The organism is Caulobacter sp. LARHSG274, from assembly GCF_052871235.1.
The window spans coordinates 68,841-83,268 of the sequence record NZ_JBIXJO010000022.1; the positions used below are offsets into that span (position 1 = coordinate 68,841).

Annotated in this window: 11 protein-coding genes; 8 read left to right on the forward strand and 3 right to left on the reverse strand. The window is 68.4% G+C overall.

The window, feature by feature from the left end:
• Window positions 1-9 precede the first annotated feature (9 nt).
• A complete protein-coding gene (gene rpoC / locus ACIPQB_RS23310; RefSeq protein WP_446487633.1) occupies window positions 10-4,194 on the forward strand; it encodes a DNA-directed RNA polymerase subunit beta' in 4,185 nt (1,394 codons plus the stop codon).
• Window positions 4,195-4,256: 62 nt separating this feature from the next.
• On the opposite strand, the gene ACIPQB_RS23315 is transcribed toward rpoC, so the two are convergent.
• Window positions 4,257-5,156: a LysR family transcriptional regulator gene (locus ACIPQB_RS23315; protein WP_446487634.1), complete on the reverse strand. Its 900-nt coding sequence runs from the start codon at window positions 5,154-5,156 to the stop codon at window positions 4,257-4,259.
• Between the two features lie 92 nt (window positions 5,157-5,248).
• Here ACIPQB_RS23315 and ACIPQB_RS23320 point away from each other — a divergent pair, with 92 nt between their 5' ends.
• The 3 genes from ACIPQB_RS23320 (at window position 5,249) to ACIPQB_RS23330 (ending at window position 8,756) form a co-directional block, all read left to right on the forward strand.
• Complete coding sequence (locus ACIPQB_RS23320) at window positions 5,249-5,866, forward strand: glutathione S-transferase family protein (protein WP_446487635.1); 618 nt, start codon at window positions 5,249-5,251, stop codon at window positions 5,864-5,866.
• Window position 5,867: 1 nt separating this feature from the next.
• Window positions 5,868-6,794: a pyridoxamine 5'-phosphate oxidase family protein gene (locus tag ACIPQB_RS23325; RefSeq protein ID WP_446487636.1), complete on the forward strand. Its 927-nt coding sequence runs from the start codon at window positions 5,868-5,870 to the stop codon at window positions 6,792-6,794.
• A gap of 126 nt (window positions 6,795-6,920) precedes the next feature.
• Window positions 6,921-8,756, forward strand: a complete 1,836-nt coding sequence (locus tag ACIPQB_RS23330) for a methyl-accepting chemotaxis protein (protein ID WP_446487637.1) — start codon at window positions 6,921-6,923, stop codon at window positions 8,754-8,756.
• Here ACIPQB_RS23330 and ACIPQB_RS23335 read toward each other — a convergent pair.
• Together ACIPQB_RS23335 and ACIPQB_RS23340 are read right to left on the reverse strand one after the other, a co-directional pair.
• Entirely contained in the window at window positions 8,683-9,471 is a 789-nt protein-coding gene (locus ACIPQB_RS23335; protein ID WP_446487638.1) for a hypothetical protein, read from the reverse strand. The two genes, ACIPQB_RS23330 and ACIPQB_RS23335, sit on opposite strands and share 74 nt — an antisense overlap.
• A gap of 95 nt (window positions 9,472-9,566) precedes the next feature.
• On the reverse strand, window positions 9,567-10,346 hold the full coding sequence (locus tag ACIPQB_RS23340; protein WP_446487639.1) for a hypothetical protein: 780 nt from the start codon (window positions 10,344-10,346) through the stop codon (window positions 9,567-9,569).
• Window positions 10,347-10,680: 334 nt separating this feature from the next.
• Between ACIPQB_RS23340 and rpsL the strand changes: the two genes are divergently transcribed.
• The 4 genes from rpsL to ACIPQB_RS23360 all read left to right on the forward strand — a co-directional run.
• The gene (gene rpsL / locus ACIPQB_RS23345) at window positions 10,681-11,052 is read left to right on the forward strand and encodes a 30S ribosomal protein S12 (RefSeq protein WP_007661566.1); all 372 of its coding nucleotides are present in this window, start codon (window positions 10,681-10,683) and stop codon (window positions 11,050-11,052) included.
• 12 nt (window positions 11,053-11,064) lie between these two features.
• Entirely contained in the window at window positions 11,065-11,538 is a 474-nt protein-coding gene (gene rpsG / locus ACIPQB_RS23350; protein ID WP_007661568.1) for a 30S ribosomal protein S7, read from the forward strand.
• 116 nt (window positions 11,539-11,654) lie between these two features.
• Window positions 11,655-13,733 carry an elongation factor G gene (gene fusA, locus ACIPQB_RS23355; protein ID WP_446487640.1) on the forward strand — a complete coding sequence of 693 codons (2,079 nt, stop codon included), beginning with the start codon at window positions 11,655-11,657 and terminating at the stop codon, window positions 13,731-13,733.
• Between the two features lie 120 nt (window positions 13,734-13,853).
• Window positions 13,854-14,428 (forward strand): GTP-binding protein (locus ACIPQB_RS23360; protein ID WP_446484724.1); only part of this gene is annotated, 575 nt, incomplete at its 3' end.

Sequence of the window (14,428 nt, forward strand, 5' to 3'; positions counted from 1 at the left end):
GGAACCAAGATGAACCAGGAAGTCCTGAACATCTTCAATCCGGTCCAGGCCGCTCCGACCTTCGACCAGATCCGCATCTCGCTGGCCTCGCCGGAAAAGATCCGCTCGTGGTCGTTCGGCGAGATCAAGAAGCCCGAAACCATCAACTACCGCACGTTCAAGCCCGAGCGTGACGGCCTGTTCTGCGCCCGTATCTTTGGCCCGACCAAGGACTACGAATGCCTGTGCGGCAAGTACAAGCGCATGAAGTACAAGGGCATCATCTGCGAGAAGTGCGGCGTCGAGGTCACCCTGGCCCGCGTCCGTCGCGAGCGGATGGGCCACATCGAGCTGGCCTCGCCGGTCGCCCACATTTGGTTCCTGAAGTCGCTGCCCTCGCGTATCGCCATGATGCTCGACATGCCGTTGAAGGACATCGAGCGGGTCCTGTACTTCGAATACTACATCGTCACCGAGCCGGGCCTGACCCCGCTGAAGCAGCACCAGCTGCTCAGCGAGGACGACTTCATGCGCGCCCAGGACGAGTACGGCGACGACAGCTTCACCGCCGAGATCGGCGCCGAGGCCGTCCAGAACCTGCTCAAGGCGATCGACCTCGACAAGGAGGCCGAGAAGCTGCGCGAAGAACTGGCGGGCAACCCGTCGGACATGAAGCAGAAGAAGTTTTCGAAGCGCCTGAAGATCCTCGAAGCCTTCTCCGAATCCGGCAATCGCCCGGAATGGATGGTGCTGACGGTGGTGCCGGTGATCCCGCCGGAACTGCGCCCGCTGGTGCCGCTGGACGGCGGCCGCTTCGCGACCTCGGACCTGAACGACCTCTATCGCCGGGTCATCAATCGTAACAATCGCCTCAAGCGCCTGATCGAGCTGCGCGCCCCCGACATCATCATCCGCAACGAAAAGCGGATGCTGCAGGAGTCGGTCGACGCGTTGTTCGACAACGGCCGCCGCGGCCGCGTCATCACCGGCGCCAACAAGCGTCCGCTGAAGTCGCTGGCCGACATGCTGAAGGGCAAGCAGGGCCGGTTCCGCCAGAACCTGTTGGGCAAGCGCGTCGACTATTCGGGCCGTTCGGTCATCGTCGTGGGTCCGGACCTGAAGCTGCACGAGTGCGGCCTGCCCAAGAAGATGGCCCTGGAGCTGTTCAAGCCGTTCATCTATGCGCGCCTGGACGCCAAGGGCCTGTCGGGCACCGTCAAGCAGTCCAAGCGCATGGTCGAGCGCGAACAGCCGCAGGTGTGGGACATCCTCGAAGAGGTGATCCGCGAGCACCCGGTGCTGCTGAACCGCGCCCCGACCCTGCACCGTCTGGGCATCCAGGCGTTCGAGCCCAAGCTGATCGAGGGCAAGGCCATCCAGCTGCACCCGCTGGTCTGCGCCGCCTTCAACGCCGACTTCGACGGCGACCAGATGGCCGTCCACGTCCCGCTGAGCCTCGAGGCCCAGCTGGAAGCGCGCGTCCTGATGATGTCGACCAACAACATCCTGTCGCCCGCCAACGGTCGCCCGATCATCGTGCCGTCGCAGGACATCGTCCTGGGTCTGTACTACCTGTCGGTGGCCCGCGACGGCGAGCCCGGTGAAGGCAAGATCTTCGCCGACCTGGGCGAGATCGAAGCGGCCATGGACGCCGGCGTCGTGTCGCTGCACGCCAAGATCAAGTCGCGCTTCACGGAAATGGACGCCGACGGCGTCATCCGCCGCCGGGTGATCGACACCACCCCGGGCCGGATGAAGATCGCCGCCCTGCTGCCGCGCCACACCGCGATCGGCCACCGGCTGATCGAGAAGGCCCTGACCAAGAAGGAAATCGGCAACCTGATCGACGTCGTCTACCGCCACTGCGGTCAGAAGGCGACGGTGATCTTCGCCGACCAGATCATGGGCCTGGGCTTCAAGGAAGCGGCCAAGGCCGGCATCTCCTTCGGCAAGGACGACATCATCATCCCCAAGCGGAAGGAGGCGATCGTCGCCGAGACCCGCACCCTGGCCGAGGAGTACGAGCAACAGTACGCCGACGGCCTGATCACCAAGGGCGAGAAGTACAACAAGGTCGTCGACGCCTGGGCCAAGGCCACCGACCGGGTCGCCGACGAGATGATGGCCGAGCTTCAGATGAAGCATAAGGACGAGAACGGCCGCGAGAAGGAAATCAACGCCATCTACATGATGGCCCACTCCGGCGCCCGCGGCTCGCAGGCCCAGATGAAGCAGCTGGGCGGCATGCGCGGCCTGATGGCCAAGCCCTCCGGCGAGATCATCGAGACCCCGATCGTCTCGAACTTCAAGGAAGGCCTGACCGTTCAGGAGTACTTCAACTCCACCCACGGCGCCCGCAAGGGCCTGGCCGACACCGCGCTGAAGACCGCCAACTCGGGTTACCTGACCCGTCGTCTGGTCGACGTCGCGCAGGACTGCATCATCGTCGAGGAAGACTGCGGCACCACGCGGGGCATCACCCTGCGGGCCGTGGTCGAGGGCGGCGACGTGCTGGTCTCGCTGGGCGCCCGCGTCCTGGGCCGCTTCTCGGCCGAGGACATCAAGGACCCGGCGACCGGCGAGATCGTCGTGCCGGCCGACACCTATCTCGACGAGAACATGGCCGACGCCATCGAAGCTGCTGCGGTGCAGTCGGTGAAGGTGCGCTCGGTCCTGACCTGCGAGGCCAAGATCGGCGTCTGCGGCGCCTGCTACGGCCGCGATCTGGCCCGCGGCACGCCGGTCAACATCGGTGAAGCGGTCGGCGTCATCGCCGCCCAGTCGATCGGCGAGCCGGGCACCCAGCTAACGATGCGGACCTTCCACATCGGCGGCACCGCCCAGGTGGCCGAGCAGTCGTTCTTCGAAAGCAGCAACGACGGCGTGGTCCGGGTCACCGGCGCCACCGTGACCGGTTCGGACGGCTTCCTGGTCGTCATGAGCCGCAACACCGCCGTCAGCGTGCTGGTCGACGGCAAGGAGCGCGAGAACTACAAGCCGCCGTACGGCGCGCGCCTGAAGATCAAGGACGGCGACAAGGTCAAGCGCGGCCAGCGCCTGGCCGATTGGGACCCCTACACCACCCCGATCATCACCGAAGTGGCCGGCAAGATCCGCGCCGAGGACCTGGTGGACGGCTTCTCCGTCCGCGAGGAGACCGACGAAGCCACCGGTATCGCGCAGCGCGTGATCGCCGACTGGCGGACCTCGGCCCGCGCCTCGGACCTGCGTCCGGCCATGGGCGTGCTGGGTGAAGACGGCGCCTATGTCCGCCTGGCCAATGGCGGCGAGGCTCGCTACCTGATGTCGGTCGGCGCCATTCTCTCCGTCGGTGACGGCGACATGGTCAAGCCGGGCGAGGTCATCGCCCGGATCCCGACCGAAGGGGCCAAGACCCGCGACATCACCGGCGGTCTGCCGCGCGTCGCCGAACTCTTCGAAGCCCGCCGTCCCAAGGACTGCGCGGTCATCGCGGAAATGGACGGCCGTGTCGAATTCGGCAAGGATTACAAGAACAAGCGCCGCATCAAGATCACCCCGGAAGTCGACGCCGACGGCAACCAGGGCGAAGCGGTCGAGTTCCTGATCCCCAAGGGCAAGCACATCGCGGTGCACGACGGCGACTTCATCGCGCGCGGCGAGTACATCATCGACGGCAACCCGGATCCGCACGACATCCTGCGCATCCTGGGCGTCGAGGCCCTGGCCAACTTCCTCGTGGACGAAATCCAGGAGGTCTATCGACTGCAAGGCGTGCCGATCAACGACAAGCACATCGAGACGATCGTTCGCCAGATGCTGCAGAAGGTCGAGATCCTCGATCCGGGCGACACCGGCCTGATCAAGGGCGACCATCTCGACAAGCCGGAGTTCTATATCGAGCAGGACAAGGCCGTCGCCCGCGGCGGCCGTCCGGCCACCACCCAGCCGGTGCTGCTCGGCATCACCAAGGCGAGCTTGCAGACCAAGAGCTTCATCTCGGCCGCGTCGTTCCAGGAAACGACCCGCGTCCTGACCGAAGCCTCGGTGCACGGCAAGACCGACACCCTGGAAGGCCTGAAGGAAAACGTCATCGTGGGTCGCCTGATCCCCGCCGGCACGGGTTCCTACCTGCGCAGCCTGCAACGCATCGCCGCCAAGCGCGACGAGCAACTGGCCCAGCAGCGCGAAGACGCGATGGAGCCGCTGCCCGCGGTCATCGCCGAAGACGCGTAAGGCTTGTTCGAGAACTGAAACGGAACGGCCCGGGAGCGATCCCGGGCCGTTTTGTTTTGGGCTCAGTCTTCCCGCAGCACCGCCAGCCGCTCCAGCCGCGGCCCCGCGAAATCCAGGAACGCCCGCACCAGCGGCGGCATGAAGCGGCCGCCCACCGTGACCAGCTGCACCGGCAGGGGCGGGGGCTCGAAGTCGGGCAGCAGGCGGACCAGCCGCCCGGCCGCCAGGTCCTCGGCCACCTGGTAGGACAGCGCCCGGCCGATCCCGCGACCGGCCGCCATGGCCGCCAGGGCCGCCTCGACATTGTTGACCCGCAGCCGGGGCTCCAGCCGCACGGCCCGAGGCTTGCCGCGATGCTCGAACCGCCACTCCGGCGAGGCCGAGATCACGGTGGTCAGGATCACCTCGTGCCCGGCCAGGTCGCCGGGCTCCAGCGGCGTCCCGCGCCGCGCCAGATAGTCGGGCGCGGCCACCAGCAGCCGGCGCACCTGGCCGAGCCCGCGGACCTTCAGGCTGGAATCGGCCAGGGCCCCGATGCGCAGGGCCACGTGCAGCTCGCCCTCGATCAGGTCGAGATTGCGGTCGTGCAGGGTCAGGTCGGCCCGGACGCCGGGATGCTCGGCCAGGAAGTCGGCCACGACCGGCGTCAGGTGACGGCCGCCGAACACCGTCGGGCCGGTGATCCTCAGCGTCCCGCGCACCGCGTCGGGGGCGGGAGCCTGGAGGGCGGTTTCGTAGTCGGCCAGCAGCCGCCGGGCCCGCTCGGCCAGATCACGGCCCGCCTCGGTGGGGGCCAGACGGCGGGTCGTGCGCTCGATCAGCCGCGCGCCCATCCGCTCCTCCAGCGCCGCCAGGGCCCGAGTCATGGCGGCGGGCGAGCGCCGCAGCCGGCGCCCGGCGGCCGCCAGGGACCCGGTATCGATGACCGCCACCAGCAGGGCGAGTTCGTCCAGACGATCCATTCCGAATTCCGCAATTATATCTTGCCGATTTGCGCAATTCATTTCGGCCGGCGCAATGGCGAATATGGCGAACGCAAGAGAGGGAGACTCCGATGTCCGACACCGCCATCGTCCTGCACGGCACGCCGCTGTCGGGCCACACCCACCGCGTGGGCCTGATGCTGGACGCCCTGGGCCTGGACTGGCGCTTCGCCAACGCCCCCAATGACGTCCGCGCGTCGCCGGCCTTCCTGGCGCTCAATCCCCTGGGCCAGGTCCCGGTCCTGCAGGACGGCGAGCTGGTCCTGGCCGACAGCAACGCCATCCTCGTCTATCTGGCCCGCCGCTACGCGCCCGACGCCGGGTGGCTGCCGCAGGAGCCGGTCGCCGCCGCCCGCGTGCAGCGCTGGCTGTCGATCGCCGCCGGCGAGGTCATGCACGGGCCGGCCATCGCCCGGATGATCGCCCTGTTCGACCTGCCCGACGATCCGGCCCGCGCCGCCCGCATCGCCGCCCGGGTGCTGGCCTTCATGGACGGCCATCTGAGGGATCGCGCCTTCCTCGCCGCCGACCACGTCACGATCGCCGACCTGGCCTGCTATTCCTATGTCGCCCACGCCCCCGACGGCGGGCTGGCGCTCGAGCCCTATCCGGCCGTGCGCGCCTGGCTAGCCCGGGCCGAGGGCCAATCCTGGTTCAAGCCTATGCCCGACTTCGCCCAGGCCGCCTAAGATGGACGGCCCGTTCCATCGTGGGGAGCTGGTCGCCCAGGCTCTGGCCGGGACGGGCGCGCCCGGCATGACGGGCATTCGCCCCTTCATGCCCGACCAGCACCGTGACTTCTTCGCCCTGCTGCCTTACCTGTTCATCGCCACCGTCGGCGACGACGGATGGCCCGTGGCGACGGTGCTGACCGGCCCGCCGGGTTTCGTCCAGAGTCCCGACCCCAACACTCTGACCGTCGCGGCCCTGCCGCGAGCGGGGGAACCGGGGGCCGGGCTGTTCGCCGCCGGCCGGCCGTTCGGAGCCCTGGGGCTGGACTTCGCCACCCGCCGCCGCAACCGGGCCAACGGCCTGATCGCGGCCGCCGACGCGGGCGGGCTGACGCTGCAAGTGCTGCAGAGCTTCGGCAATTGCCCGCAGTACATCCAGACCCGCGCGGTGACGCCCGGTCCGGCCTCGACCCTGCCGGCCGAGGCGATCGCCTTTCCGACCTCCGAGGTCCTGGCCCAGATCGCCCGCGCCGACACGATGTTCGTGGCCAGCAACGCGGGCGGTGAGAACGGCGGCGTGGACATCTCGCACCGCGGCGGCCTGCCGGGCTTCGTCAAGGCCGGCGGCGACGGGCTGACCGTCCCCGACTTCCGAGGCAACCGGTTCTTCAACACCCTGGGCAACCTGGTGCTGGATCCCCGCGCCGCCCTGCTGTTCGTCGATTTCGAGACCGGCGACCTGCTGCACCTGCAAGGCCGGGTCGAGATCGACTGGACGCCGCCCGCCGGCGGCTGGCCCGAAGGCGTCCAGCGCCAATGGCGGTTCACCGTCGAGCGGGCCTGGCGCCGACCGGCCGCCTTGCCGCTGCGCTGGACGTTCGGCGACTATTCGCCGGTGACCCTGGGCACGGCGGCCTGGAACCTGTCGTCGGCGCCTGTCGCCTGAGCCGTTTGTCGGGCGCGGCGCAAGGCCGCGGCTTCCTTCGGAGGATCAATCGGCCGGAAGGTTAAGCCTTGCTTGAGATGTTGCGGTGCAAACCAGAGGCAGGATTCTCCAGCCATCGGCGCCCCAATGCGTTCTGACATCTCCACCAAGGTCAGTCTGACCGTCGTCGCGGCCTTCATGACCCTGCTGCTGGCCTTGCTGGCGATGGTCGGCAAGAACTCGCTCGACTTCGCCAAGTCGCAGGCGGTCAGCCAGCAGGAGGCCAGCATGCGGGTGGCCTGGGACGCGGTCGGCGGGCCGGGCGCGACCTTCGCGCGGGACGGCGACAAGCTGACGGTCGGCGGTAAGACCCTGAACGGCGACGTCGCCACGGTCGACCACGTCAAGGACCTGGTCGGCGGCACGATGACGATCTTCCTGGGCGACACCCGCATCGCCACCAATGTCCAGAAGCCCGACGGCAGCCGCGGGGTGGGAACGCCCCTGGCCAAGGGCCCGGTCTATGACGCGGTGCTGGGCCGCGGCGAGTCCTATCGCGGCGAGGCCAAGGTGCTGGGCAAGCCCTACTTCGCCGCCTATGACCCGATCAAGAACGCCTCGGGCGAGGTGATCGGCATTCTCTATGTCGGGGTCGCCAAGGCCGACTATTTCCAGCCGGTCTATCGTCAGCTGATCTGGCTGGCCGTGGCCGGCGCGGCGCTGGCCGGCCTGGGCGTCGCGGTCTCCGTGGCCATGGTCCGCCGCCAGCTGTCGCCGCTGCGCGACCTGCGCGACGCCATGAAGCGGGTGATGGGCGGCGACCTGACCGTGGCCCTGCCGTTCGCCGGCCGCCGCGACGACATCGGCCTGATGGCCGACGCGGTCCACGCCTTCCGCGACGAGGCCCGCGAGAAGAGCCGCATGGCGGGCGAGGCCGAAACCCACCGCCAGGCCTCGGAGGCCGAGCGCCGCCAGGCCGCCCTGCGCGACGGCCAGCAGGCCGAGCAGCAGGCCGAGGTGGTCGCGCGCCTGGCCCAGGGCCTGGACCGGTTGTCGGCCGGCGACCTGACCGTGCGGCTGCGCGAACCCTTCGCCCCCGACTACGAGCGCCTGCGCGCCGACTTCAATCAGGCGGTCGAGCGGCTGGAGCAGGCGCTGGGCGCGGTGATCTCGGCCGTCGGCGGCCTGACCGCCGGGGCCGGCGGCATCGCCGGCGCGGCCGGGGATCTGTCGGCCCGCAGCGAGCAGCAGGCCGCCAGCCTGGAAGAGGCCGCCGCCGCCCTGACCGAAATCACCGGCGCCGTCCGCGTCGCCGCCGACGGGGCCCGCGGGGCCCGCGAGGCCGTCAGCCAGGCCCAGGCCGAGGCCGGCCGCTCGCGCGCCGTGGTTGAGGAGACCATCCAGGCGATCGGCGGCATCGAGGCCTCCTCGCACCAGGTCGCCCAGATCGTCGGCGTCATCGACGAGATCGCCTTCCAGACCAACCTGCTGGCCTTGAACGCCGGGGTCGAGGCGGCCCGGGCCGGGGACGCCGGCCGCGGCTTTGCGGTCGTGGCCCAGGAAGTCCGGGCCCTGGCCCAGCGCTCGGCCGACGCGGCCAAGGAGATCAAGGTCCACATCGCCGACTCCGCCCGCCAGGTCGAGGCCGGAGTGGTGCTGGTCGGCCGCACCGGCGAGGCCCTGCAGAAGATCGCCGGCCAGGTCGGAGCCATCGACGGGGTGATCGGCCAGATCGCCGCCTCGGCCGCCGAGCAGGCCTCGGGCCTGTCGGAGGTCAACGCCGCCGTCAACCAGATGGACCAGGCCACCCAGAAGAACGCCGCCATGGTCAACCGCTCGGCCGCCGACAGCCTGACCCTGGTGCGCGAGGTCGAGGGCCTGGCCGCCCTGGTCGGCCACTTCAAGGTCGCTACGGCTGCGCGTGCTCCCGGGCAGAGGCCTTCCGACGTTCGTCCGCCTTCCGCGCGTCGTCCAGCCGCTTGAGTTGTTGCTGGGCGGCGGACCGGGGATTGCCCAGGCCGTCCTGCTCGGCCCCCAGCACCCAGGGGATCTCCTTCATCGTGCCGGGGCCTTCGCGGCTGCGATGGTCGACGCCGGGACCCATCGGCGCCTCGCGCTGGGCGCGGGCGATCCGCTGGCGGATGGCCTGCTGCTCGAAGGCGTTGCGCTTCATCGGGTCCATCGGCGCGTCATAGACCGGCGCGTTGCGGGCCATCGCCCCCAGCCGTTCGTCGCAATGCTCCAGCTCCCGCCGGTTGAGGCCGACCGCCTCGGCGTTGGCGCAGCCGGCGCTGCTGCCGCGCAGGGCGGTGCGCAGGTCGCCGCGCGGGCCTTCGGGCAGGGGCGCGGGATGGACCCCGGTCGGCCGCGCCGCCGGCGGGCCGGGCGCCGTGGCCGGGGCTGCGCCCAGGGGCGTCACCGAGGACGGCGCGACCCGCCGAGGCGCGCGCGGCTGCAGGGTCGAAGCGACGCTGGCGCGGTCCGGAGCGGCCGTGGTCGTTGGCGTCGCCCGGTGCGGAACAGGACTGCGCTCCAGAGTCACCCGGATCGCGTCCTCGTCGTTCGACAGGTCCTGGAAACGCGGGCCGACCGGCCAGGCCAGGACGGCCAGGATCGCGGCGTGCAGCGCCAGCGACCCGGCCAGCACGGCGCCGTTTCTCAGCCGGGTTTTGCGGGCCGTGGCCAGGGACTGGGACAAGAACGAACTCGGAGGCGACCGGGCGGCCAGACTTTCCACCGCCGGTGGCGAAACCGTGGCCGCTGCACGCTAGATGGGATGGAGGCGGGCCCGCGCTAGTAGGGTCTGGGAATGTCGACCTCCGGCGTCAGCGATCCGACCGGAGGCTGGATGAAGCAGGGGCCGGCCCGTAGGGCGTTGGGCGGGCCCTTGGGAGCCTTGCCGGCGTTAGGCCCGAATTTCACCGAACAGCCGATGCGCGGGCCGTGGCCGGAGTTGGCGCTGGCGGGGACGTCGAACATGCCGGCGGCCCCGCGCGCCGTCAGCGGAACCATCGGGGCGTGATCGTCATAGGCCGCGGCGACGGCGTCGTAATAGGCGCGCTTGCCTGGATCGATCGGCGCCGGCAGGACCGGGGTGTTGCGCGCCAGGCGACCGAGCTTCTCCTGGCATCGGGCGCGCTCCTCGGGTGCGAGCAGGGCGTTGCGTCCGCCAGCGCAGGCGAAGCCGCCGGCCCGCAGCGCCGCACCGAGGTCGCCGCGCGGACCGGAGAGGGCGACCGCCGGGCCAACGGTCGGACTGGTGGTCGGATTGGCGGCCGGCGCGGCGTCGGGGACCAGGGGCAGGGCGTCGGCTGTCGAGGGCGGGGCCGCGGCTGGCCGATGCGGGACCGGCGACCTGGTGTCGGACCCGCGGGCCGCAGGCGCGAACCGCCGGGGCCGCTCCAGCGTCACGTCGACGGCGCCCTCGTCGTTCGAGCGGTCGGGGAAGTCCAGTGTCACCGGCCGGGCCAGCAGCGCCAGCAGCAGGGCGTGGGCGCCGACGGCGAGCGCCGCCGCGGCCCCGCGCTCCAGGTGACCGGCCCAACGGCCTTGAGGGGTCTTGGACAGGCGCAAGGCGGTCTCGAAAAAGGGGAGCGAACCCTTGCAGGCTTGCGACCTGACGTGGCGAAAGCGTGGCCGTTAGGGGGCCTTTAACCGACGCAAAAGCCGCGATTGACGTCGGGGGCGTTCGCGAGTAGTTTCCGCGCTCTTTTCGAGGCGGACCCTGTCCGTCCTGATGAGCGCCCGTCCCTTACCCGACGGATAGCCCGCCGGAACGCTGCCCGCGTCCCGGCGAGTTTCGTGTTTATCAGGTCCCCAACCGGGGCCAAGAAAGCCGGAATAAAAATGACAAGGACCTGAAGCGCCTCGGCCGAAAGGCACACGCTTCCATCAGAGCAGAGACTTAATGCCTACCGTCAACCAGCTCATCCGCAAACCGCGCCAGCCTAAGCCGGTCCGGAACAAGGTGCCCGCCCTGAAGGGCTGCCCCCAACGTCGCGGCGTTTGCACCCGCGTCTATACGACGACCCCGAAGAAGCCGAACTCGGCTCTGCGGAAGGTCGCCAAGGTCCGTCTGACCACCGGCATCGAAGCCGTTTGCTACATCCCGGGCGAAGGCCACAACCTGCAGGAGCACTCGGTGGTGCTCATCCGCGGCGGCCGCGTCAAGGATTTGCCCGGCGTTCGCTATCACATCCTGCGCGGCGTCCTCGACACCCAAGGTGTCAAGGATCGTAAGCAGCGTCGTTCGCTCTACGGCGCCAAGCGTCCGAAGTAAGGAAGAAGAAGTATGTCCCGCCGCCGTCGCGCCGAGAAACGCCAAGTCCTGCCGGATCCCAAGTTTGGAGATCTGATCGTCACGAAGTTCATGAACTACGTGATGTACGAGGGCAAAAAAGCCGTCGCCGAAAACATCATCTATGGTGCTTTCGACATCCTGGAAAACAAGCGCAAGGACCAAGGTCCGCTTGAGACCTTCCACTCCGCCCTGGACAACGTCGCCCCGGCGATCGAAGTCCGGTCGCGCCGCGTCGGCGGCGCCACCTACCAAGTGCCGGTGGAAGTCCGTCCGGACCGTCGCCGCGCCCTGGCCATCCGTTGGCTGGTGACCGCCGCCCGCAAGCGCGGCGAGAACACCATGACCGAAAAACTGGCCGGTGAACTGCTCGACGCCTCCAACAACCGCGGCACCGCGGTGAAGAAGCGCGAAGACACCCACAAGATGGCCGAAGCCAACCGGGCGTTCTCGCACTACCGCTGGTAAGCTTTCTCACCAGCACTCTTTCAGGCGCGGGCGGTTTGAGATAAACCGCCCGCGCCGCACGTTTAAATGTCCCTGCCGCCTGTCCGGGCCCAGGGCCGCTACACAGAGCTAGATCCATGGCCCGCCAGCATAAAATCGAAGACTACCGCAACTTCGGCATCATGGCGCACATCGACGCCGGGAAGACGACGACGACCGAGCGGATCCTGTATTACACGGGTAAGTCGCACAAGATCGGCGAAGTCCACGACGGCGCCGCGACCATGGACTGGATGGACCAGGAGCAGGAACGCGGCATCACCATCACGTCGGCCGCGACGACCGCTTTCTGGAAAGAAAAGCGCCTCAACATCATCGACACCCCCGGACACGTCGACTTCACCATCGAAGTCGAGCGCAGCTTGCGCGTCCTCGACGGCGCCGTGGCGGTGCTGGACGGCAACGCCGGCGTCGAGCCGCAGACAGAAACCGTCTGGCGCCAGGCCGACAAGTATCGCGTGCCGCGCATCGTCTTCGTCAACAAGATGGACAAGATCGGCGCCGACTTCGACAAGTCGGTCGAGTCGATCCGCGACCGCCTGGGCGCCAAGGCCGTGCCGATCCAGTTCCCGATCGGTTCGGAAAACTCGCTGAGCGGCCTGGTCGACCTGGTCCGCATGAAGGCCGTGGTCTGGGACAACGACGCCCTGGGCGCCAACTTCCGCGACGAGGAAATCCCCGCCGACCTGCTGGACAAGGCCAAGGAAGCTCACGCCTATCTGGTCGAGGCCGCCGTCGAACTCGACGACGAGGCGATGGAAGCCTATCTGGGCGGCGAAGAGCCCTCGGAAGCCGTGCTCAAGAAGTGCATCCGCAAGGCCGTGCTGACCGGCGCCTTCTATCCGATCCTCTGCGGCTCGGCCTTCAAGAACAAAGGCGTGCAGACCCTGCTCGACGCCGTCGTCGACTACCTGCCCTCGCCGGTGGACATCCCGCCGACCAAGGGCATCGACTTCAAGACCGACGCCGAAGTCGTGCGCCACGCCTCGGACGACGAGCCGCTGTCGGTCCTGGCCTTCAAGATCATGGACGACCCCTTCGTCGGCTCCCTGACCTTCTGCCGGATCTATTCGGGCAAGCTGGAAACCGGCATGAGCCTGCTGAACTCGACGCGCGACAAGCGCGAGCGGGTCGGCCGCATGCTGCTGATGCACTCCAACAACCGCGAAGACATCAAGGAAGCCTATGCCGGCGACATCGTCGCCCTGGCCGGCCTCAAGGACACCCGCACCGGCGACACCCTGTGCGATCCGCTGAAGTCGCCGGTGATCCTGGAGCGCATGGAGTTCCCGGCCCCGGTCATCGAAATCGCCGTCGAGCCCAAGTCCAAGGCCGACCAGGAAAAGCTGGGCGTCGCCCTGGCCAAGCTGGCCGCCGAGGATCCGTCCTTCACCGTCTCGACTGACTTCGAAAGCGGCCAGACGATCCTGAAGGGCATGGGCGAACTGCACCTGGACATCAAGATCGACATCCTGAAGCGGACCTACAAGGTCGAAGCCAATATCGGCGCGCCGCAGGTGGCCTATCGCGAAAGCCTGGGTCGCAAGGCCGAGATCGACTACACCCACAAGAAGCAGACCGGCGGCACGGGCCAGTTCGCCCGCGTGATGATCACCTTCGAACCCGGCGAGCCCGGTTCGGGCTTCGTGTTCGAAAGCGCCATCGTCGGCGGCGCGGTGCCGAAGGAATACATCCCCGGCGTCCAGAAGGGCCTGGAGTCCGTCAAGGACAACGGCCTGCTGGCCGGCTTCCCGCTGATCGACTTCAAGGCCACCCTGACCGACGGCAAGTACCACGACGTCGACTCCAGCGTGCTGGCGTTCGAAATCGCGGCCCGCGCCGCCTTCAAGGAACTGCGTGAAAAGGGCGCCCCCAAGCTGCTCGAGCCGATCATGGCCGTCGAGGTCGTGACCCCGGAAGAGTATCTGGGTTCGGTCATCGGCGACCTGAACGGTCGCCGGGGCATGATCCAGGGCCAGGACATGCGCGGCAACGCCACGGTGGTGAACGCCTTCGTGCCGCTGGCCAACATGTTCGGCTATGTGAACACCCTGCGTGGCATGAGCCAGGGCCGCGCCCAGTTCACCATGCAGTACGACCACTACGAGCCGGTGCCGCAACACGTCGCCGACGAAGTGATCAAGAAGTATGCGTAGGCTTTTCCTCGCGGAAAGGCGTACGCAGTAAATGGCGCGGGTTCCTCTGGAACCCGCCCGTCCTACCCCAGATATTCCCCTTAAATTGCAGGCCCCTCTGGGGTCCGGAGCTAGAGAAAAATGGCCAAGGAAAAGTTCGAACGTAACAAGCCGCACTGCAACATCGGCACGATTGGTCACGTTGACCATGGCAAGACGACGCTGACGGCGGCGATCACCATCATTCTGGCCAAGAGCGGCGGGGCGACGGCGAAGAACTACGCCGACATCGACGCGGCGCCGGAAGAAAAGGCCCGCGGCATCACGATCAACACCGCGCACGTGGAATATGAGACGGCGGCCCGTCACTACGCCCACGTCGACTGCCCCGGCCACGCCGACTATGTGAAGAACATGATCACCGGCGCGGCGCAGATGGACGGCGCGATCCTGGTGGTGTCGGCGGCCGACGGCCCGATGCCGCAGACCCGCGAGCACATCCTGCTGGCCCGCCAGGTCGGCGTGCCGGCCCTGGTGGTCTACATGAACAAGGTCGACCTGGTCGACGACGCCGAGCTGCTGGAGCTGGTGGAGATGGAAGTGCGCGAGCTGCTCAGCTCTTACGACTTCCCCGGCGACGACATCCCGATCACCAAGGGCTCGGCCAAGGTGGCGATCGACGGCGGCGACCCGGTGATCGGCGAGCAGTCGATCCT